The organism is Devosia sp. XK-2, assembly GCF_037113415.1.
In the GTDB taxonomy this organism is placed as follows: Bacteria; Pseudomonadota; Alphaproteobacteria; order Rhizobiales; family Devosiaceae; genus Devosia.
Map to the genome: position 1 here is coordinate 1,314,009 of NZ_CP146608.1, position 19,203 is coordinate 1,333,211.

Below are 19,203 nucleotides of genomic sequence, written 5' to 3' on the forward strand. Positions count from 1 at the left end.
CTAGGCTTCGAGCGGGGTCCAACCCAGCGAGCCGCGCTGCACTTCAAGAGGCCGATAATCGCCCTTATAGGCCATTTTCGGCGAATCCTTCACCCAGTAGCCCAGATAGACATATTTCAGTTCGGCAGAGCGAACCTGCTCGATATGGTCGAGAATAAGAAAGGTGCCCAGGCTGCGATGGGCCAGGTCCGGATCGTAGAAGGAATAGACCATGGAGAGCCCGTCGGGCATCACATCGGTCAGGGCCACGGCGATCAGCGGCTGGTCGGTCAGGTCGCGCAAGCGGTATTCCACCAGCACCGACTGCACCGGTGTATCCTCGACCATATATTCATAGTCCTGGTAGCTCATCTGCGTCATGCCGCCACCGGCATGGCGAGCGTCCAGGTAGCGCTTGAACAATTCATATTGCTCGATGGTTGCGACCGTCGGCTGCACTGAAACGCCGATATCGGCATTAGCCTTGGTGACACGGCGGAAGCGCTTATTGGGCACAAATTCCTGCGCCACGATCCGCACCGACTGGCACGAATTGCAGCCCTCGCAGGCCGGCCGGTAGATCAGGTTCTGGCTGCGCCGGAACCCGTTATCGCTCAGCAGATGGTGCAGCATGGCCGCCCGCCGGCCGCTGAGATGGGTGAACAGCTTGCGCTCCATCTTCCCGGGAAGATAGGGGCAGGGCATAGCGGCTGTCAGAAAGAGCTGGGTTGTTTCCGGCGTCTGGTCGGTCATCACAGACCTATCGCTGCATATTGGGAGAGATTAGCAGGAAATCTGCCCCTGCCGCAACGCCTCACTCGCCACCCGAATAGGCGTCCTGTTCGGACATGCGCATGCGCCGCCAATGCCGCATCATGGGCGAGCGGCGTACCATGAGCGTGCCCATGATGAAATCATGGATCATCTGCCGGCGCGGGGTGAACAGGGCAAAGAGCAGCGTGACGGGCCAGCAGATCCAGATCGTGATCCAGAATACCAATGCATGCAGGGTCGCCATCCACCCATCGAGCGGCTGGCCGCGTGTCGGCGTGAGCACGATATCCATCATCTGCATGCCGACAGTGGCACGGCGCGGCGAACCCAGCGTGGCTGCATAGTAGAGAACGATAGCAGCGGGAACCACGAAGATCAGCGACACCCAGGCCAGCCCAAAGGTGAAAAAGCCCAAAAGCGTTCCGATCAGGCCCAGTGCCAGCACGATGCAGGACATGATCACCAGATCGACCAGATAGGCCATGACGCGGCGCGTCAGCAGCCCATCGAACAATTCCGGGGCAGTGGCAGGGTCGGGCAGTTGCGGTCGGGCGGCAAAGTCCTGTGTCATGCAGCACAGATTGTCATGCCGCATGCGCAATGCAAGAGCCTTGGCGCAGAAAGCGCCATGGCCCGATTGGCGCGGCAACGCCTCTAGTCTGGCGTGGACGCGAGCCCGTAAATGTCTTCGATATCGTCCAGCGCCAGATGCGCGGCCATAACGCCGCCGGCGGTCGCCCAGACTGTGTCGGAAACCCCATGGACATGCCCGGCCTTGGTGACATCCATCGCCTGCCACAGGGGCGAGGCCATCCAGGTCTCGGTTTCTTTCAGCGCCAGGCCGTCGCCGGTCTCATAGGTGAAATAGAGCAGTCGGTCGCCGTCCAGTTCCGCGATGCGTTCCATGGTGATCTTTTCGGCCAATCCCGGTTTGTCCTGTGGCGCCGGCCGGCCAAATCCCAGGTCCCGCAGGATCGAGCCGGAAAAACTGTCATTGTTGTAGGCATAGTTCTGTCCCGCGATGAAACGGACCAGGCCGACCTTTTCATCCAGTCGGTCGCCAAGCGCGGACTGGATCGCCGTCACCCGCTCCCGGTACTCGGCCAGCACGGCCTGTGCCGCTTCGCTGGTCCCCGCCGCTTCGGCATAGACAAGGATATTGTCCTTCCATTGTCCCGTGACATTCTCGACGAAGACGGTTGGCGCTATGGCGGAAAGCTGATCGTAGATGGCCTCATGCCGCTTCTTATTGCCTAGGATCAGGTCCGGGCCCAGCGCCACAATGGCTTCCAGCTCTGGAGCCAACTCCTCCCCCACAACCACCGTGTCTGCCAATGCCTCGGCAACATGGCCGAACCAGGGATGGGCATTGGCCGACCGCACCGCGCCGACGGGGACGATCCCCATGGCCAGCAGGTCCTCGGTCGCCTCATTGGTCAGGGCGACGACCCGCACCGGGTGCTCGGAAACGCGCGTAGTGCCCATGATATGGGTCACATCCCGCGCCTCCGCTGCGGGAATGGCAAAGAGCGTAGCGGCCAGAAGGGCGGCGGCAAATAAATGACGATCAGGCATGATTATCCATTATGATGACAATTGCAGTCAGCTTTAAATGGAGGGCATCGCGACGGTGAAGTCAAGCCGCCCGGCGCCATCGGCATAGAATGCGTGACCACACCATGTCATGCCGCTAAACTGTCACCAGCGTAGGGTTTTTCGATGTCGGCAATCACCCAGGGCATGAACCAACAATATTCCAATAGCACCAGGCTGGCGGCGCGGGCCAAGCTCCATGGATTCGGTCATGCGGAAGTGCCGTGGTTCACCTGGGTTGCCCGGCATGTCCCCATGCCGGAGCAGGGCGGGTCGGTTCTGGATGTCGGATGCGGGCCTGCCTGGTTCTGGCCCGAGGCCATGCAGGTCCTCCCCGCCGGGATCACCTTGACCCTGTTCGACCAGTCCCCCGGCATGGTGCAAGAGGCGATGGAGCGTTGCAGGGGATTGGCATTTGCCGGGCTCGCAGCACAGACCGGCGACGTTGCCGAACTGCCCTTCGCCGACAATAGCTTCGACGCCGTTATCGCCATGCATATGCTCTACCACGTGGCCGATCAGGAAAAGGCTCTGGCCGAAATCCGTCGCGTACTCAAACCAGGCGGCACCTTGGTGGTCACCACCAATGGCATAGACAATATGCGCGAGCTCTATGCGCTCACCGCCGTTTTCGGTAGCGCCCCTCACGACCCCTCTGCCGACGCCTTTGGGTTGGATCGTGCCCAGCAGCTCATGCGTGCCGCCTTCGGCAATGTGATGCTGGAGGTCCATCCAGCCACCATGCGGGTCACCGATCCGGAGACTGTCTTTCTCGCCCTGACCACATACCCACCGGGGGATACGGCGCCGCCCGACCAGCAGCAGGCTTTTCGTCAGGCCATTGAGGATGCCTTTGCGGCCGGTGACGGCGGCATCGATGTCACCAAACAACTCGGCGTCCTGGTCAGTCGGAAAAGTGCCTAGCCGGCCAGCTTGCGGGCCATCTCGAGCGCAAAATAGGTCAGCACGCCGTTGGCCCCGGCGCGCTTGAAGGCCCAGAGGCTTTCCAGCACCGCCGCGTCACGGTCGATCGCACCGGCGGCCCCCGCCATCTCGATCATCGCATATTCGCCACTCACCTGATAGGCATAGATCGGCGCATTGAACGCATCCGCGGCCCGACGCACAATGTCGAGATAGGGCAGGCCCGGCTTGATCATCACGCTGTCGGCGCCTTCGGCAATGTCCTGCTCGATCTCGCGCAGCGCTTCGTCCGAGTTGGCATAGTCCATCTGATAGGTGCGCTTGTCACCCTTGAGACGACTGCCCGAACCGACCGCCTCGCGGAAGGGGCCATAAAAGCACGACGCATATTTGGCCGCATAGGACATGATTTGGACGTGCTCGAACCCTTCGCCATCCAGCGCCGCGCGAATGGCGGCAACGCGCCCGTCCATCATGTCGGAGGGGGCGATGATATCGGCCCCGGCGCGGGCTTGGACCAAGGCCGAACGCACCATGACGTCAACCGTCTCGTCATTGAGGATTTCGCCATCCCGAACCAGCCCATCCTGGCCATCGCTGGAATATTCGTCCAGCGCGACATCGGCAATCAGCCCGATTTCGGGCACCGCCGCCTTGATGGCGCTCAGCGCCCGGCACATCAGATTGTCCGGATTATAGGCTTCGGTCGCGTCTTCGCTGCGCAGATGGTCCGGCGTATTGGGAAAGATCGCCAGTGCCGGAATGCCCGCATCCCGAGCCGCGCGCGCGGCCTCCACCATCAGATCGACAGAAAGGCGCTCGACCCCGGGCATAGTCTTGATCTGCGTTTTCTCGTTCTGCCCCGCGATAACAAAGAGCGGCCAGATCAGATCGCGCGGCAAAAGCTCGGTTTCGCGCACCATGGCCCGGCTCCAGCCGGCCCGCCGCGATCGGCGCAGCCGCCGCCCTGCCAGAAAGGACATGTCGTGCCGGGGCCAGGTCTGGGTCATGAGGATCTCCTTGTCTCGACCTAGTTATCAGCCGCCACGACGCCGTCCAAGCTGCGGCTTGTCGCAGGGGCCTTGGCGGAGTATCAAACCGGCATGCTGTTCCAGGCCCCAAATCTCTCGCTCTATATCCGCATCGTCGCCATTCTGGCACTCATGCTGGGGCTGAGCGATGCCGCGCGCCTGCTCGGCATCAATCTGGGGTCGCAAAGCCCGATAGCCGTCATGGGCTTTTCGGCTTTCATCTATCTGGCGGTCTTCTGCCTCACCAAGCTGTTTGCCGCGGTGGGCCTTTGGATCAAGGCCAGTTGGGGCGCGGTCCTGCTGGTCGGCGTCACCTTGCTCGAACTCGGGCTATACCTGACGGGAAGCCCAGACGTCCGCATGGGTATGTTCGGTTTCGTGGTGCGCCTGATCCTGCTCGCAGCCATCACCGCCATTTTCGCGCTCAGCCTTCGATTCATCCGCGCCCAGGCGGACTAATCCGGACCGGCAATGGGGTGGAATTGCTCGATGGTAATCTCCTCGGCAAGAGCGTCCTGAGGACCGCCAAAGCTGGTGACGGTCGTGAACCACCGCGTCACCATCCTGTCAATTTGGAATTCGAGCGGCAGGATGACACCATGTCTGTCGCGCCCGATGGCTGCACCTAACTGCGCCCCGCCCGGCCAGCGCCGCGCCTGAGCCAATGTCCTGGCTGCCGCCGAGTCCGGGCCGCGCCGCCGGGCGGCATCCTGCAGCCGGTGCAACAGATAAGCCGCGACCTCCTCCCAATTGACAATGGCATCGCGCACCGGCCCAGGCCTGAACACCAGGTCTACTAGGTTCAGTGAAACCCCGGGCGATGGCCTGCCGCCGATCAGGGCGAAAGCCGCCTCATTGGCGTCGACAATGCCAAAGGCGGCGTCGAGCACCAGCGCCGGATTGGGCGCATGCGCGGCAATGAGAAGCGCCGCTGCCTGCCGGATTTCGGCCATTTGTGGGCTGAGCCAATCGCTGTCGCTGTACTGGGGCGCAAATCCCGCTGCCACGAGCAGGCTGTTGCGGTCGCGCAGCGAGAGGTCCAATGCCTCAGCCAGGCGCATGACCATAATGGCGCTGGGTCGGGCCCTCGCCGCTTCCAAAAAGCTGAGATGACGCGGCGAGACGTCCGCAGCCAGTGCCAGCGCCATCTGGCTCATCCCGCGCCTGTTGCGCCATTCTTTCAGGCTCCTGTCGAACAATCTGCGCCTCCACGGTCGAGCGGTCACCCTGCCTCATCAGGGGAAGGATTTCCATTACCTGGGAGGGAATTGAGATCATGACCATGGCAGTCATGCTGCGCCCATCGCTGCCAAGACCAGGAGATACTCTATGGCTACGCTCGCACACAAACCCTCTCACCTCGATCCGCGATCGATTTACTGGATCGACGCCTTTGGTTCTTTTGCCTTTGGCCTCGCCCTGATTGTTGCCGCTGGCCCCCTGACGGACCTTGCCGGCTGGACGGTGCCGGCAGCATTCCTTGTCGGCGTGGGCCTTTTCCTTCTGCCTTGGGCGCTGTTCAATCTCATCATCGCCCGGCAGGTCATTCCCGCCATCGGAATGGTGCGCGTCAATATTGCCGGAGACGCGATCTGGGTACTTGCCTCACTGGCGCTTGTCCTGAGCCAGGTCAGCCAATTGACAACCTTGGGTCTGACCCTGTTGGTGGGGCAGGCATTGATGGTCGCCGCTGTCGGAGTGGTAAAGCTCGTTGGTGCTCGGGCGATAACCAGTTGATGCCAGGCTCGGGGCGGGCGCTGCCCGCCCTTAACACTTGAGAATGGTTACAAGTTTATCACCCGTGGTAAGGCGCCATTAAGCCAAATTCTCATTGCATTCCAGTAAGATAGTTTTAAGCGTGTCGCTTAGGGTGATCTTAGTCGGGTGGCCGTAGTTTGGCCTCATGAGATGCGAAAAATCGCACGTGATTAGACAGTGAGGCACAAATGGCAATCAAGTCGAACGCGGCCGAGGCGCTTAACCCGGAACGTAGTGAAGGTCTTAAACCCCTTTACCTGGAAGCCGTCTCCCGCGTGGAGCGTCTCCACCGCCGTCTCCTTGACCTGATCAAGGACGAGTTCGATCGCATGGGCTGGGACGATATCAATCCGGTTCAGGCGCTTCTCATGTTCAATATCGGCGACGCCGAGCTGACCGCTGGCGAGCTGCGCTCCCGCGGCTACTATCTGGGCTCCAACGTCTCCTATAATCTCAAGAAGCTGGTCGAGACCGGTTATATCTTCCAGGAGCGCTCGCGCACCGACCGCCGCTCTGTCCGCATCAAGCTGACCCCCAAGGGCGAGGAAGTGGCCGAGGTGATCGACGAGCTCTATGACCGTCACCTCAAATCCATCGACAAGGTCGGTGGCCTGGGCGATGAGGAATTCGATGGCCTCAATAAGGCGCTAGCCCGTCTGGAACGCTTCTGGGTCGACCAGATTCTCTATAAGCTCTGATCGTACTGTCCTACAGGACAGGCTAAAGGGCGGCAGCTGGTGGCGTGTGTTGCCTCCATGCCACAACTGCTGAGAAGACGCCGGTCGCAAGGCCGGCGTTTCTTATTTGTGCCGCAAAGCAAAGGCAGCTCGGATTACCTGGTTGGAAACCATTTGCTGGCATGGCTATCTTGGTGCGCTGGTTCACAAGCCGTTTACACAGATTGTGAACCGCACCGAGGCAGTGCTATCGCCCATGCAAATGGCGGGCGAATTCTATGGTGGATGAATGCGGCTGACGCGACGTAACTTTATTCGGTCCATGGCGGTAGCAGGCGCTTCGGCGGCCATGCCTGCCTGGGCTCAGGACTCTCTGTTCGACATGATGTCGCGTAGCCGCATCATCAGTGAGGCCGACCCCAACAGCAATACGGCCGCTGCCGCAGCCACGATCGCCACCAATGAGCCGATCCTGTCCTATGACACGCTGCACAATCTGCAATTGGCGATCTCGCAATACGAGCCCTTCGTTGCCGCCGGCGGCTGGGAAGAAGTGCCGCAACGCGCCTTCAAGCTCAATCTTGGCAAGTCCGATCCGGCCGTTGTCCAGCTCAAACGGCGCCTGATTTCCTCCGGCGATATGCCCTTGGTGGAATATGCCAGCGACATTTTCGACGCCGATACTGACCGCGCCGTGCGCGTCTTCCAGGCCCGCCACGGCCTGATCGTCAATGGCTGGATCGACGAGGCGACCTGGTATGCGCTCAACGTGCCGGCATCGACCCGTTTGCAGCAGCTCTATCTCAACTATACCCGCGTCCAGAACATGGCGCCCCAATTGACCGACCGCTATGTGGTGGTGAACATCCCCGCCGCCACCATCGAAGCTGTCGGCGGCGGCATGGTCGAGCAGCGTCACACCGCCGTGGTCGGCCGCGTGGAACGCGCCACGCCGATCCTCGCGAGCAAGATTCACCAGGTCAATTTCAATCCCTATTGGCATGTGCCCAAGTCGCTGGTTCGGCAGGACCTCACCAAATACATGCTGGAAGACCCGCAATACCTGGCCAAGCAGAACATCTTCATCTACGACGGCAGCGGCAACACTATCGATCCGGCGACCATCGACTGGTCCAACATCACCGATGCCCAGGTGAACTACATGTATCGCCAGGAGCCTGGCGCCGAAAATTCGATGGGCCATTGCAAGATCAATTTCTACAATCCCTTCGATGTCTATCTGCACGACACGCCATCCAAGGCATTGTTCGGCGAGAATGCGCGTTTCCACTCTTCCGGTTGCGTGCGTGTCGAAGGCGTCAATCAGCTCGTGGCCTGGCTCTTGCGCGACAATGGCGACTGGGATCAGACGCGTGTCGACCAGACATTCGCTTCGCTCGAACGCAAGGATGTCAGCCTGAGCACGCAGATGCCGATCCACACCACCTATATTACCGCCTGGGCCAATCGCCAGGGCACCGTCAGCTTCCGCGACGACGTCTATAATTTCGACGAAGAAGGTAAGGTCAGCTTCAGCTGATCGGCTCGGCGAGAACGGCGAGAGGCGGGCTCCTGCCAGGGTAGGAGCCCGTTTTCATTTTCCTCGGTTGCGCTATATTGTCGGCGGAGGAGCGAGCCATGACCGACCGCGATGTTCTGTTCGAATTTGTTCAGATGGGACAGCAGATGCGCGTGGCCGCCATTGACGAGGCGACCGGCACCGAAGTCGTTGTTATCACCCCGCTCAATGCCACAAAGCTGCAAATGCAGCGCGTTGCCATGGCCAAGCTCAAGCGCAAGCTGGAGCAGGGGACGTCTGCCCCTGCGCCGTCGCCCGGCAAATTTGCCTGATCGCGCACATTTCTCTTTCCCTTCATTTGCTGCTGCGGCATAAAAGGGCCGTTCGCGCGACTGGCGAGAAGAGATGGGGAACCATCGGGGAACGCGAACCTTTGTAAGAGCCGCTCGCCTGGGCACCCATCTGCAACAAGGGGAGCCCCATGCACTCTTTAAGACACATCACACATGATTGCCGGCCTTGGAATCGCGATTTGCCCCGTGATAAAGCCCTGTCCACGCCGACCCATTCGACCGTCAACGAGGTAACCGCCCGATGAGCGCCGCCCAATCTTCCTCGATCTTTCCGAAGTTCTTCTCGAACACCCTGGCCGAGACCGATGCCGAGATCGCCGAAGCCATCGGCCTCGAACTCGGTCGTCAGCAGCACGAGATCGAGCTGATCGCCTCCGAAAACATCGTCTCGCGTGCCGTACTCGAGGCGCAGGGCTCGATCATGACCAACAAATATGCGGAAGGATATCCGGGCAAGCGCTATTACGGCGGCTGCCAATATGTCGATATCGCCGAGAATCTCGCTATCGAACGGGCCAAGCAGCTCTTTGGCGCCAACTTCGCCAATGTGCAGCCCAATTCCGGTTCGCAGATGAACCAGGCGGTTTTTCTCGCCCTGCTGCAGCCCGGCGATACCTTTATGGGGCTCGACCTGAATTCGGGTGGTCACCTCACCCACGGTTCGCCGGTCAACATGTCGGGCAAGTGGTTCAATGTGGTCTCCTATGGTGTCCGCCAGGACGATCACCTGCTCGATATGGACGACGTTGAGCGTAAGGCGCATGAACACAAGCCCAAGCTGATCCTCGCCGGCGGCACCGCCTATTCCCGCATCTGGGACTGGAAGCGCTTCCGCGAGATCGCCGATAGCGTTGGCGCCTATCTCATGGTCGATATGGCCCACATTGCCGGGCTGGTTGCCGGCGGCGTGCATCCTTCGCCGGTCCCGCACGCTCATGTCGTTACCACAACGACCCATAAATCCCTGCGCGGTCCCCGCGGCGGCCTCATTCTCAGCAATGACGAGGACATCGCCAAAAAGGTGAATTCGGCCGTTTTCCCGGGGCTGCAGGGTGGTCCGCTCATGCACGTCATTGCCGCCAAGGCAGTGGCCCTGAAGGAGGCATTGCAGCCCGAATTCAAGGCTTATGCACGGCAGGTTGTCGACAATGCCCGGGCGCTGGCCGAAACCCTCAAGGCCCAGGGCCTTGATGTGGTATCCGGTGGCACCGACAACCATTTGATGCTGGTCGACCTGCGGCCCAAAAACGCCACGGGCAAACGCGCCGAGGCGGCTCTGGGTCGCGCCTATATCACCACCAACAAGAACGGCATTCCCTTCGATCCGGAAAAGCCGTTTGTCACGTCCGGCATTCGTTTGGGCACTCCTGCCGGCACCACGCGTGGTTTCGGCGTGGCGGAATTCCAGGAGATCGGCGCGCTGATCGTGGAAGTTCTCGATGGGCTGCGGCAGGCCAATGAGGACGATGGCAACGCGGCGGTGGAAGCCGCTGTGCGCGACAAGGTGAAAGCACTCACCGATCGTTTCCCCATTTACAGCTAAAAGCGAAGGTCAACGTTCACAATGCGCTGCCCCTATTGTGGCAATGACGATACCCAGGTGAAGGATAGCCGCCCGACCGAGGATTCGGGCGCTATTCGGCGCCGTCGCGTCTGCAACGGCTGTGGCGGTCGCTTCACCACCTTCGAACGGGTCCAGCTTCGCGATCTCACCGTCGTGAAAAAGACGGGCCGCAAAGTGCCGTTCGACCGCGAAAAGCTCGCCCGCTCGGTCAATACCGCCCTGCGCAAGCGCTCGGTCGAACCCGAAAAGGTCGAGCGCATGATCTCGGGCATCGTCCGCCAGCTCGAAAGCCTGGGCGATGTTGAGGTCACCTCCGACCAGATCGGCGAATATGTCATGGAAGGTCTCAAGGGCCTCGATGACGTGGCCTTTGTTCGATTTGCTAGCGTTTACAAGAACTTCTCGGCCGCGAACGACTTCCGGTCATTCCTCGCGGACCTGGCCGAGAACGACACCGCACTGCCAGAGGACGACGACTGAGCGGAGCCGGGCCTGGCGGAAGGTTTCGTTCATCCCCCGATAAGCCGCGACTGCCCCGCTGGCCGTGATTGCGCTATTATGGGCTGGCGTCATTGGAAAGACGCCAGCCGAGGGAGGTCGATCATGGATTCCTATGGTGTGCGGTTTCCGCTCCCGCCAGAGGCGGGCAGGGGCCTTCATTTCCTCATCGTCGAGGGCAGGGCCTATCCAGAAATAGCCGAGGAGATGAAGCGCGGTGCGGTGGCGGCGCTGGACAAGGCCGGTGCCACCCATGAGGTGATCGCCGTCCCCAGCGCCATGGAAGTGCCCGTCGCCATGGCAATGGCGATTGAAACCGGACGCTTTGACGGCTATGTGGCGCTTGGCTGCGTCATCCGTGGCCAGACCAATCATTATGTGTCGGTCGCCAATGAGAGTATCAGGGCGCTGGCAGAACTGGCCGTTGTTGATGCTTTGCCACTTGGCATTGGCATCCTGACGGTGGAAAACGAGGCACAGGCCTGGATCCGGGCCCATGTGAATGATCAGGACCGGGGCGGGGATGCAGCACGAGCTGCACTGGCCTTGTCCGACGTGAAAGCGAAACTGAACAGCTAGATGACCGACCACCCCAAACGTGATCCCGGCGCCTCGCGCCCAGCCAATCAGCGCGGCGCCGCCCGTCTTGCCGCCGTCCAGGCGCTCTATCAGATGGATATCGGCCGGGCGACGCTCGAGGATACGCTGGCCCAGTTCGGCGCGTTCCGCCTGGGCCGCGAGGTTGAGGGGGATCAATATCTGCCCGCCGATGCCGACTTTTTCCGCCAGATCGTCACCGGCGTGGCCAAACACCAGCTCGAAATCGACCCTTCGGTCGATAAGGCGCTGGCCGAGGGCTGGCCGATTGAGCGCGTCGACGCAACCTTGCGCGCCATCCTGCGCGCCGCCGCCTTCGAATTGCTGCGCCGCAAGGATATTCCACCCCGCGTGGTCATCTCCGAATATGTCGATGTCGCCCGCGCCTTTTACGAGGACGACGCCTCCGGCCTGGTCAATGCGGCGCTCGACTCTATCGCCCGCTCCGCCGGCGCAGAGATGAACTGATCCATTGACGCGATTGTTCGGGGGGCGCACCTTCGCGGCGCTCTTTTCAGGACAATCCCGATGACAGACAGCCGCCGCCAATCGATCCGCAATATCGGACTGCTTTCCGTCGTGCAGGCGCTGGGCGGGTCGAACTCGTCCATCATCATGTCTGTGGCGGCCCTGGCCGCTGTCAACCTGGCGCCCGATCCCGCCGCCGCCACCCTGCCGGTCACGGCCATGATCGTCGGTCTGGCGCTGGCGACTTCCTCGGCCACGCTAACCATCTATCGCCTTGGGCGCACCCGCGGCCTGATGTTGGGCGCATCTATCGGCATTCCCGCCTCTTTGCTGGCAACAGCGGCCGTGATTATGGGAAACTTTTATCTCTTTGCAGCAGGGCTTTTCCTGGTTGGTGTGTCGGGTGCCTTCATGCAGCAGGTGCGCTTTGCCGCCGCCGATAGCGTCGCCCCCGATCTCAAGAGCCAGGCCATTTCCTGGGTCATGTTCGGTGGCGTGGCGGCCGGCTTTTTCGGCCCGCAGCTCAGCGCGCTCACCCGAACCTGGATCGAGGGCGCCGAATATGCCGCCAGTTTCCTGGTGATCGCCGTGCTCTCGCTCACCTCCGTGCTGGTCCTGTCCGCAACCCGGCTGGCGCCAACCCATGCGCCCGGACCGGCCGGCGATAAAGGCCGCCCGCTATCGGTGCTTCTGCGCCAGCCCGAAATTATCCTGCCCATGCTCGGCGCCGCCCTAAGCTACGCGCTGATGACCCTCATCATGGTTGCCGCGCCGCTGGCCATGGTGCATCTGTGCGGTCATTCGCCGAACGAGGCGGCGGGAGCCATCCAGTGGCATGTGGTCGCCATGTTCGCCCCAAGCTTTGTCACCGGCGCCATTATCAAGCGCATTGGCGCCAATCTGGTCACCGCTATCGGCCTGCTTCTGATTATCGCCTGCGCCGTGATAGCGCTCAACGGCATCACCGTCGCCCATTTCACCGCCACGCTGATCCTGCTCGGCCTGGGCTGGAATTTCGGCTTTATCGGCTCCACCGCCATGCTGGCCACCAGCTACCGCCCGCAGGAAGCCGGGCGCGTGCAGGCCGTCAATGAGCAGGTGGTGTTCGGCGCCAGCGCCATTGCCTCGCTGAGCTCGGGTCTGCTGCTGCAATTGCTCGGCTGGCAGGCCATCAACATCCTGGCGATCCCGGTCGCGACCCTGACCATCCTGCTGCTCGGTTTCGGAGCGATGCGCCAGGCCCGCGCATAAAGAAAAAGGCCCCGGAAAACCGGAGCCCTTTGCAAGGAATATGGCCGGCCTCAGAACGAGGACAGGATGGCGTCGATAAAGGTCGCATCCTCGCCGAACGAGGGGGTGCGCCGCGTTTCGATATTGACCGCCTTGCCGTCTTCCAGGGCATATACGGCCCTCTCGATAACCTTCTTGTTGCGGTCGAAATAGATCGCAAGAACGGTGCGCTCCTCCACCATTGTCAGGCCGAACGAGGTCTGGCTGACCTTGGTTTCGACATAGTACCAGGCAGTACGGTCACCAAATGTATTGGTCGATTGCGGCGAACCGAGCACCAGCGTCACCAATTGCTGGCTCTGGCCGGGACGAATCTGCTGCAGCGCCGAATCCGGAATTTCGTAGCCCTGGGTCCGCTTGGAGACCAGCGATGTGCTGCTGGTGCAGCCGGCGAGCGCAACGGCCAGAACGGCCGCGGCAACGGAGGCTTTCGCAATTCGCAGGAGCATGAATTTGACTTTCCCAATGGCTGTCGACTATAGGCGTGACACTTGGGCGCGTGCCCATTGGCCGCCGGAATGTGTAGCTGTCAACTTGGCCGTCTGGCAAGCTGGCATTGATCCGGCACCCCGATCTATCCCGTGTTTGACCGATACCGACGCTGAGCGCAATCCCATGATCATGTCGTTGTTTCGCAAGAAGACTGACACAGAGCCGGTTTACGCCGTCTATAATTCCATTGTGGCGCAATCCCGGCAGCCGGTCTTCTATGCACAATGGGGCGTACCGGACACTGTGACCGGTCGTTTCGACATGATCAGCCTGCATATGGCGCTGCTGTTTCGCCGCTTGCGCAATGGTCCGGAAGGCTCGAAGGAATTCAGCCAGGCGCTGTTCGATCTGTTTTTCAAGGATATGGATCGATCGCTGCGCGAAATGGGCGTATCCGATCTGGGGGTGCCCAAGAAAATCCAGAAAATGGGCAATATCTTCTTTGGCCTGCTCGCCGCCATGAACGAGGCCATGGATCGGAACGACGCCGAGGCTCTGGCCGCGGTCCTGGCGCGCAATGTCTTCGAGAGCGAGAAGGCGCCGCAACTGCGCGCCCTTGCCGACTATGTCATTGCCCGCGATGCGGAACTGGCTGCACAGCCGATCCAAACCATCACCGCCGGCTCGGTTCACTTCGAGGCCGCGGCATGAGCCGGCCCGAGCCCATTTTCGATGCTGTCGTCCGCATCGACAAATTGCCGGCCAGCGGTCGCTCGATTGCTGTACAAGCCGACGAAGCTGCCCGCCAGGCGATTGCCGAGGCCATGCATATCCTCTCGGTCGAACGGTTCACGGCCGATCTGACCGTGTCGCCGCTCCGTGGCGGCCTGCGCGCTTTTGGGCACCTTGATGCGACCGTAACCCAGGCCTCGGTCATCAGCTTCGAGCCGGTTGCCGAAGTCATTTCCGAGCCCATCGATCGGGTATTTCTGCCCGCGCCGCGCGAGAAACAGGCGCCTGCCGCGGGTGCCGAAATTTTCATTGACCTTGAAAGTGACGATTTTCCCGATCACATCGATGGTCCCGAAGTGGATCTGAGCGCACTCCTGCTCGAAACCCTGGCGCTGGCGCTCGACCCCTATCCGCGCCTTCCCGGTGAGTCGCTTCAATCTCTGGGCGTTTCCACCGCAAGCGAGAAAGAAAGCCCCTTTGCCAAACTCGCCCGTCTCAAGGGTGAGAATGGGGACAAGAAGTAGGGGCGAGCCCCTAGGGCTTGCGCCGACCCGTTGATGGGATATGTTTGTTTGCCCCTCTAGTGGGCCGAAAAACGGGCTGAAATGACCGATTCTATTACTATTTCCGTGGATGCCATGGGTGGTGATCACGCCCCGCGTGCCGTCATTCATGGGGCCCACCTGGCCCTGAAGGAACGCAAGAATACGCGCTTCATTTTCCATGGCCTGAAGGACCAGATCGAGCCCTTGCTCGAAGAATTCCCCGGACTCAAGCCTGTGTCGACGGTTCGACATTGCGAGACTGTCATCGCCATGGACGAAAAGCCCAGCCAGGCCCTGCGCAAGGGCAAGGGCACCTCGTCCATGTGGATGGCGATCCAGGCGGTCAAGGACAAGGAAGCCGATGTTGCCATCTCGGGTGGCAATACCGGCGCGCTGATGGCTATGGCCACCTTCTGCCTCCGGCCCATGGAAGGCATCTCCCGTCCCGGCATCGCCGCCATCTGGCCGACCCTGCGGTCCGACATCATCGTGCTCGACATGGGCGCCACCATTGGCGCCGATGCCCGGCAATTGGTGGACTATGCTATTCTTGGCTCGGCGCTGGCGCGGGCCTTGTTCGACGCGGACTCACCCACTGTCGGCCTGCTCAATGTGGGGACCGAAGAGGTCAAGGGCCTCGAATCGATCAAGGAGGCCGGCCGCATCCTCACCGAGGCCAGCGGCGCCGGTTTCAGCTATCATGGCTTTGTCGAAGGCGACGATATCGGCAAGGGAACTGTCGATGTGGTCGTTACCGAGGGCTTTGTGGGCAATATCGCGCTCAAAACGGCAGAAGGCACGGCCCGGCAGGTGGCCACTTATCTGCGCCAGTCGCTCAAGGCCACCTGGATGAGCCGGATCGGTGCCCTCCTGGCATCTTCGGCCCTTAATGCCCTGAGGCGCAAAATGGACCCGCGTACCGTCAATGGCGGCGTGTTCATGGGCCTTAATGGCATCGTCATCAAATCCCATGGCGGCACCGACGAGATCGGTTACAAAAGTGCCCTCGGACTGTCCTATGAAATGGCTCGTAGCCGTTTGATGGATAAGGTGGGTGACACCATGCAGCGTTTTCCAATCCACAAGGCAGCCTCCGAACTGCCAATCGACACTGAGGCCAAATCGGCGTGACCAGCACAATCCGTTCCGTCATTCGTGGGGTCGGCAGCTATCTGCCGGCCAAGGTCGTTACCAATGAAGAATTGGCCAGGACCGTCGATACATCCGACGAGTGGATACAGCAGCGCGTTGGTATCAAGGAGCGGCACATTGCGGCCGAGGGGGAATATACCTCCGACCTGGCCACGGCTGCGGCTCGCGCGGCACTCGATCATGCCGGCCTCGCCGTCGAGGACATAGACCTTATCATCGTCGCCACCACCACGCCCGATTATACTTTTCCCAGCGCCGCCACGCTGGTGCAGATGAAGCTGGGGATGCATCACGGTTTTGCCTTTGACATCCAGGCGGTCTGCTCAGGCTTCGTCTATGCCGTGGCCACGGCCGACAGCTATATCAAGAACGGCATGGCCCACCGCGTTCTGGTTATCGGCGCCGAAACCTTTTCGCGCCTGCTCGACTGGACCGATCGCAGCACCTGCGTCCTGTTTGGCGATGGCGCCGGCGCCGTGGTCATGGAGCGGGTCGATATCGCACCGGGCGAGCCGGAGCGCGGCGTGCTTACCTCTGCCCTGCGCTCGGACGGGCGGCATTGGGACAAGCTCTATGTCGATGGCGGTCCCTCGACCACCGGCACCACCGGCTTTGTGCATATGCAGGGCCCCGAGGTGTTTCGCCATGCCGTGGGCAAGATAACCGACGTGGTCTATGCCTCGCTCGAACAGGCCGGCTACACCGTGGGCGATCTCGACTGGTTCGTCCCGCATCAGGCCAATAAGCGCATCATCGACGGGGCAGGGGCTAAGCTGGGCCTGCCGCCCGAAAAGGTGATCACCACCGTCGATATTCACGCCAATACCTCGGCGGCCTCGGTGCCGCTGGCGCTGAGCGTGGCTGTTGCGGATGGCCGTATCCAGCCCGGCGATCTGGTCATGCTCGAAGCCATGGGCGGCGGCTTTACCTGGGGCGCCTCTCTCATTCGCTGGTAAGGAATTGCGGCAAAACCGCTTCCGGCGCGCAAAGCCGCCCAACCCGATCGCTTGCGACCGGTGGGAAGCGCATTGACCTCAAGCGTTTCAAGGCGTTAGTGTTCTTCTTGGGTTGGAGGAACCCGACGCTGAAGCCCACACCACAGAATCGTGCGGCGGCGTCGTTCAGGGGAAGAAATCCCTGCCATTGACTTGGCCGGATGCGCGGGTCGGTGGCTTCTGGCAATGACATTTGGCATGCCAGTGGACGGGAGACCGGACCCACTGCAAAATGGGGGCTTGAATGACGCAGAAGACGGTTACGCGAGCAGACCTTGCCGAGGCGGTCTACGGCTCGGTCGGGCTCTCAAGGACAGAATCGGCGGAATTGGTCGAACGCGTATTGGAACTGATCTCCGACGCGCTCGTGACCGGCGCCAATGTCAAGCTCTCCTCGTTCGGATCGTTCCAGGTGCGCTCGAAAAACGAGCGGATTGGCCGCAATCCCAAGACCGGTGAGGAAGTGCCTATCCTGCCCCGGCAGGTTCTTGTGTTCAAACCCTCCAATGTGTTGAAGTCCAAGATCAACAAGTCTATGGTCGGCGCTGGAAAGTAAGGCTTTTACGCATTTGGATTCCATGGCCGAATGGCCTTGGTTTTTCGGCTGCGTAGGGGTGAAACTGCAACAGGCGCCTTGCCCTGGACAGGGAGAATCGCGGTTTGGACAAGTCGCCAGACGCGTTCCGTACCATCTCTGAAGCTGCAGAAGAGCTCGATCTTCCTCAGCACGTTCTGCGATTCTGGGAAACCCGCTTTTCCACCATCAAGCCCCTCAAGCGCGGCGGCGGCCGGCGCTATTACCGCCCCGAAGACGTCATGCTGCTGCGTGGCATTCGCCACCTGCTTTACGATCAGGGCTTCACCATCAAGGGCGTTCAGAAAATCCTCAAGGATCAGGGGTCGCGCTATGTCATCGCCGTTGGCGAAGGCAAGGGGCTCGATGAAATCCTGCCCATGATTGAGCAGGCCGAGGCAGCCGGGGATGAGGCGGAGCTCGAAGAGGCGCAGATGCTGGCCAGTTCCGCGCTGGACCAGGAAGCGCGAGACAAGCTCTCTGAAGTTCTGCGCGAACTGCTCGAATGCAAGCGCCTGCTGGAGCGTGCGCGCGAGCACTGAAAGTCCGCGGAATTTCTGTTTCACTCTCTCGAAAAAGAGACTAAACATTCCGAAATTAGCGAGGCCGGTTTGGCTGCCATTCGGGTGGAGAATTCATGATGAGTGTACGCTTTGGCCTTCTTGGCGCGGGTCGTATTGGCAAGGTGCATGCTAAGGCTGTGTCGGCCAATCCCAAGGCGAAACTGGTGGCCGTGGCCGATGCCATGGCCGATGCCGCCAAGGCGCTGGCGGATCAATATGCGGCGGAGGTACGCGACATCGAAGCCATTGAGGCGGCCTCCGATATCGATGCGGTCATCATCTGCACGCCCACCGACACCCATGCCGACCTGATCGAGCGCTTCGCCCGCGCGGGCAAGGCCATCTTTTGCGAAAAGCCCATTGATCTGGACGTTGAGCGCGTGAAGTCCTGCCTGCGAGTGGTCGATGAGGCTGGCGCGACCTTGATGGTCGGCTTCAACCGCCGCTTCGACCCGCACTTTCAGGCGGTCCGGGCTGCCATCGACGAGGGCCAGATCGGCGATGTGGAGATGGTCACCATCACCTCCCGCGATCCCGGCGCTCCGCCGGCGGACTATGTCAAACGCTCTGGCGGCATTTTCCGCGACATGACTATCCATGATTTCGACATGGCGCGTTTCCTGCTCGGCGAGGAAATCGAGACCGTCTCGGCCCAGGCTTCCGTGCTGGTCGACAAGGCCATTGGCGACGCCGGTGACTTTGACAGCGCCTCGGTCATGCTCGCCACCGCCACGGGAAAACACGCCACCATCTCCAATTCGCGCCGCGCCGCCTATGGCTATGATCAGCGCATCGAAGTGCATGGCTCCAAAGGCGCGGTTTCCGCGGAGAACCAGCGCCCGGTCTCCATCGAGATTGCCAACGCGACCGGTTATACCCGCCCGCCACTGCATGATTTTTTCATGACCCGCTACACCGAAGCCTATGCCCGCGAAATCAGTAGCTTCATTGATTTCGTCGAGTCCAAGACGCCAGCCACGCCAAGCGGCGCCGATGGGCTGATCGCCCTGGCTTTGGCCGAAGCAGCGCTGAAATCGGTCGAGGAGGGCAGGGCCGTCAAGGTCAGCGAGATCACCGGCCCGCTGGCCGATAGATCCGTCTTCCAGGGACGCTGATCGCCGGCGATACGCAGCGCCGCCCTCGGGCTCGACCCGAGGGCCATTCGCAACCCACGCAATTGCCTCT

Annotated in this window: 24 protein-coding genes and 1 riboswitch; of the genes, 18 read left to right on the forward strand and 6 right to left on the reverse strand. The window is 61.1% G+C overall.

Annotation, left to right across the window (positions count from 1 at the left end; translation table 11 throughout):
• The 3 genes from V8Z65_RS06300 to V8Z65_RS06310 form a co-directional block, all read right to left on the reverse strand.
• Positions 1–732, reverse strand: a complete 732-nt coding sequence (locus V8Z65_RS06300) for an arginyltransferase (RefSeq protein WP_338723247.1) — start codon at positions 730–732, stop codon at positions 1–3.
• Between the two features lie 61 nt (positions 733–793).
• Positions 794–1,324, reverse strand: a complete 531-nt coding sequence (locus V8Z65_RS06305; RefSeq protein ID WP_338723249.1) for an RDD family protein — start codon at positions 1,322–1,324, stop codon at positions 794–796.
• Between the two features lie 83 nt (positions 1,325–1,407).
• Positions 1,408–2,328: an iron-siderophore ABC transporter substrate-binding protein gene (locus V8Z65_RS06310; protein ID WP_338723250.1), complete on the reverse strand. Its 921-nt coding sequence runs from the start codon at positions 2,326–2,328 to the stop codon at positions 1,408–1,410.
• Positions 2,329–2,472: 144 nt separating this feature from the next.
• On the opposite strand from V8Z65_RS06310, the gene V8Z65_RS06315 reads away from it, so the two are divergent.
• Positions 2,473–3,270 carry a class I SAM-dependent methyltransferase gene (locus tag V8Z65_RS06315; protein ID WP_338723252.1) on the forward strand — a complete coding sequence of 266 codons (798 nt, stop codon included), beginning with the start codon at positions 2,473–2,475 and terminating at the stop codon, positions 3,268–3,270.
• Here V8Z65_RS06315 and hemB read toward each other — a convergent pair.
• The gene (gene hemB, locus V8Z65_RS06320) at positions 3,267–4,280 is read right to left on the reverse strand and encodes a porphobilinogen synthase (protein ID WP_338723253.1); all 1,014 of its coding nucleotides are present in this window, start codon (positions 4,278–4,280) and stop codon (positions 3,267–3,269) included. The two genes, V8Z65_RS06315 and hemB, sit on opposite strands and share 4 nt — an antisense overlap.
• Before the next feature lie 93 nt (positions 4,281–4,373).
• Between hemB and V8Z65_RS06325 the strand changes: the two genes are divergently transcribed.
• Entirely contained in the window at positions 4,374–4,760 is a 387-nt protein-coding gene (locus tag V8Z65_RS06325) for a hypothetical protein (RefSeq protein WP_338723254.1), read from the forward strand.
• On the opposite strand, the gene V8Z65_RS06330 is transcribed toward V8Z65_RS06325, so the two are convergent.
• Positions 4,757–5,500 (reverse strand): helix-turn-helix domain-containing protein, encoded by a 744-nt coding sequence (locus V8Z65_RS06330; protein ID WP_338723256.1) that lies wholly within the window; start codon positions 5,498–5,500, stop codon positions 4,757–4,759. The two genes, V8Z65_RS06325 and V8Z65_RS06330, sit on opposite strands and share 4 nt — an antisense overlap.
• 130 nt (positions 5,501–5,630) lie before the next feature.
• Here V8Z65_RS06330 and V8Z65_RS06335 point away from each other — a divergent pair, with 130 nt between their 5' ends.
• The 9 genes from V8Z65_RS06335 to V8Z65_RS06375 all read left to right on the forward strand — a co-directional run bounded on the left by V8Z65_RS06335 (position 5,631) and on the right by V8Z65_RS06375 (position 12,986).
• Positions 5,631–6,038 (forward strand): hypothetical protein, encoded by a 408-nt coding sequence (locus V8Z65_RS06335; RefSeq protein WP_338723257.1) that lies wholly within the window; start codon positions 5,631–5,633, stop codon positions 6,036–6,038.
• A gap of 209 nt (positions 6,039–6,247) precedes the next feature.
• Positions 6,248–6,757: a MarR family transcriptional regulator gene (locus tag V8Z65_RS06340; protein WP_104894617.1), complete on the forward strand. Its 510-nt coding sequence runs from the start codon at positions 6,248–6,250 to the stop codon at positions 6,755–6,757.
• Positions 6,758–7,058: 301 nt separating this feature from the next.
• Positions 7,059–8,276, forward strand: coding sequence for a L,D-transpeptidase family protein (locus V8Z65_RS06345; protein ID WP_338723260.1), 1,218 nt, complete (start codon positions 7,059–7,061; stop codon positions 8,274–8,276).
• A 98-nt stretch (positions 8,277–8,374) separates the two neighbouring features.
• Complete coding sequence (locus V8Z65_RS06350) at positions 8,375–8,587, forward strand: serine hydroxymethyltransferase (protein WP_338723262.1); 213 nt, start codon at positions 8,375–8,377, stop codon at positions 8,585–8,587.
• A 46-nt stretch (positions 8,588–8,633) separates the two neighbouring features.
• A riboswitch (ZMP/ZTP riboswitch) is annotated at positions 8,634–8,718 on the forward strand.
• A gap of 131 nt (positions 8,719–8,849) precedes the next feature.
• Positions 8,850–10,151 carry a serine hydroxymethyltransferase gene (gene glyA, locus V8Z65_RS06355; protein WP_338723263.1) on the forward strand — a complete coding sequence of 434 codons (1,302 nt, stop codon included), beginning with the start codon at positions 8,850–8,852 and terminating at the stop codon, positions 10,149–10,151.
• A gap of 21 nt (positions 10,152–10,172) precedes the next feature.
• Positions 10,173–10,652, forward strand: coding sequence for a transcriptional regulator NrdR (gene nrdR / locus V8Z65_RS06360; RefSeq protein ID WP_338723264.1), 480 nt, complete (start codon positions 10,173–10,175; stop codon positions 10,650–10,652).
• A gap of 123 nt (positions 10,653–10,775) precedes the next feature.
• Positions 10,776–11,249 carry a 6,7-dimethyl-8-ribityllumazine synthase gene (gene ribH / locus V8Z65_RS06365; RefSeq protein WP_338723265.1) on the forward strand — a complete coding sequence of 158 codons (474 nt, stop codon included), beginning with the start codon at positions 10,776–10,778 and terminating at the stop codon, positions 11,247–11,249.
• Positions 11,250–11,735 (forward strand): transcription antitermination factor NusB, encoded by a 486-nt coding sequence (gene nusB, locus V8Z65_RS06370; protein WP_338723268.1) that lies wholly within the window; start codon positions 11,250–11,252, stop codon positions 11,733–11,735.
• A 60-nt stretch (positions 11,736–11,795) separates the two neighbouring features.
• Entirely contained in the window at positions 11,796–12,986 is a 1,191-nt protein-coding gene (locus V8Z65_RS06375; protein WP_338723269.1) for an MFS transporter, read from the forward strand.
• A gap of 50 nt (positions 12,987–13,036) precedes the next feature.
• Here the strand turns inward: V8Z65_RS06375 and bamE are convergent, their stop codons facing one another.
• Entirely contained in the window at positions 13,037–13,474 is a 438-nt protein-coding gene (bamE, locus tag V8Z65_RS06380; RefSeq protein WP_338723270.1) for an outer membrane protein assembly factor BamE, read from the reverse strand.
• A gap of 136 nt (positions 13,475–13,610) precedes the next feature.
• Here bamE and V8Z65_RS06385 point away from each other — a divergent pair, with 136 nt between their 5' ends.
• From V8Z65_RS06385 to iolG, 7 genes are all read left to right on the forward strand, one after another.
• A complete protein-coding gene (locus tag V8Z65_RS06385) occupies positions 13,611–14,168 on the forward strand; it encodes a ubiquinol-cytochrome C chaperone family protein (RefSeq protein WP_338723271.1) in 558 nt (185 codons plus the stop codon).
• The gene (locus V8Z65_RS06390; RefSeq protein ID WP_338723272.1) at positions 14,165–14,713 is read left to right on the forward strand and encodes a YceD family protein; all 549 of its coding nucleotides are present in this window, start codon (positions 14,165–14,167) and stop codon (positions 14,711–14,713) included. The genes V8Z65_RS06385 and V8Z65_RS06390 overlap by 4 nt, the downstream gene beginning before the upstream one ends.
• 81 nt (positions 14,714–14,794) lie before the next feature.
• Complete coding sequence (gene plsX / locus V8Z65_RS06395; RefSeq protein ID WP_338723273.1) at positions 14,795–15,865, forward strand: phosphate acyltransferase PlsX; 1,071 nt, start codon at positions 14,795–14,797, stop codon at positions 15,863–15,865.
• A complete protein-coding gene (locus V8Z65_RS06400; RefSeq protein ID WP_338723274.1) occupies positions 15,862–16,842 on the forward strand; it encodes a beta-ketoacyl-ACP synthase III in 981 nt (326 codons plus the stop codon). The genes plsX and V8Z65_RS06400 overlap by 4 nt, the downstream gene beginning before the upstream one ends.
• 283 nt (positions 16,843–17,125) lie before the next feature.
• Positions 17,126–17,437 carry an integration host factor subunit alpha gene (locus V8Z65_RS06405; protein WP_297108249.1) on the forward strand — a complete coding sequence of 104 codons (312 nt, stop codon included), beginning with the start codon at positions 17,126–17,128 and terminating at the stop codon, positions 17,435–17,437.
• Between the two features lie 104 nt (positions 17,438–17,541).
• Complete coding sequence (locus V8Z65_RS06410; protein ID WP_338723276.1) at positions 17,542–17,997, forward strand: MerR family transcriptional regulator; 456 nt, start codon at positions 17,542–17,544, stop codon at positions 17,995–17,997.
• A gap of 98 nt (positions 17,998–18,095) precedes the next feature.
• Positions 18,096–19,133, forward strand: coding sequence for an inositol 2-dehydrogenase (gene iolG, locus V8Z65_RS06415; RefSeq protein ID WP_338723278.1), 1,038 nt, complete (start codon positions 18,096–18,098; stop codon positions 19,131–19,133).
• Positions 19,134–19,203: the final 70 nt, after the last annotated feature.

Coding starts and splice junctions, on each gene's coding strand:
- nrdR (WP_338723264.1), top strand. CDS start 10,173: ATGCGCTGCCCCTATTGTGGCAATGACGATACCCAGGTGAAGGATAGC.
- V8Z65_RS06345 (WP_338723260.1), top strand. CDS start 7,059: ATGGCGGTAGCAGGCGCTTCGGCGGCCATGCCTGCCTGGGCTCAGGAC.
- nusB (WP_338723268.1), top strand. CDS start 11,250: ATGACCGACCACCCCAAACGTGATCCCGGCGCCTCGCGCCCAGCCAAT.
- V8Z65_RS06390 (WP_338723272.1), top strand. CDS start 14,165: ATGAGCCGGCCCGAGCCCATTTTCGATGCTGTCGTCCGCATCGACAAA.
- V8Z65_RS06375 (WP_338723269.1), top strand. CDS start 11,796: ATGACAGACAGCCGCCGCCAATCGATCCGCAATATCGGACTGCTTTCC.
- ribH (WP_338723265.1), top strand. CDS start 10,776: ATGGATTCCTATGGTGTGCGGTTTCCGCTCCCGCCAGAGGCGGGCAGG.
- plsX (WP_338723273.1), top strand. CDS start 14,795: ATGACCGATTCTATTACTATTTCCGTGGATGCCATGGGTGGTGATCAC.
- V8Z65_RS06305 (WP_338723249.1), bottom strand. CDS start 1,324: ATGACACAGGACTTTGCCGCCCGACCGCAACTGCCCGACCCTGCCACT.
- glyA (WP_338723263.1), top strand. CDS start 8,850: ATGAGCGCCGCCCAATCTTCCTCGATCTTTCCGAAGTTCTTCTCGAAC.
- V8Z65_RS06315 (WP_338723252.1), top strand. CDS start 2,473: ATGTCGGCAATCACCCAGGGCATGAACCAACAATATTCCAATAGCACC.
- V8Z65_RS06310 (WP_338723250.1), bottom strand. CDS start 2,328: ATGCCTGATCGTCATTTATTTGCCGCCGCCCTTCTGGCCGCTACGCTC.
- V8Z65_RS06350 (WP_338723262.1), top strand. CDS start 8,375: ATGACCGACCGCGATGTTCTGTTCGAATTTGTTCAGATGGGACAGCAG.
- V8Z65_RS06335 (WP_338723257.1), top strand. CDS start 5,631: ATGGCTACGCTCGCACACAAACCCTCTCACCTCGATCCGCGATCGATT.
- iolG (WP_338723278.1), top strand. CDS start 18,096: ATGAGTGTACGCTTTGGCCTTCTTGGCGCGGGTCGTATTGGCAAGGTG.
- hemB (WP_338723253.1), bottom strand. CDS start 4,280: ATGACCCAGACCTGGCCCCGGCACGACATGTCCTTTCTGGCAGGGCGG.
- bamE (WP_338723270.1), bottom strand. CDS start 13,474: ATGCTCCTGCGAATTGCGAAAGCCTCCGTTGCCGCGGCCGTTCTGGCC.
- V8Z65_RS06325 (WP_338723254.1), top strand. CDS start 4,374: ATGCTGTTCCAGGCCCCAAATCTCTCGCTCTATATCCGCATCGTCGCC.
- V8Z65_RS06405 (WP_297108249.1), top strand. CDS start 17,126: ATGACGCAGAAGACGGTTACGCGAGCAGACCTTGCCGAGGCGGTCTAC.
- V8Z65_RS06340 (WP_104894617.1), top strand. CDS start 6,248: ATGGCAATCAAGTCGAACGCGGCCGAGGCGCTTAACCCGGAACGTAGT.
- V8Z65_RS06300 (WP_338723247.1), bottom strand. CDS start 732: ATGACCGACCAGACGCCGGAAACAACCCAGCTCTTTCTGACAGCCGCT.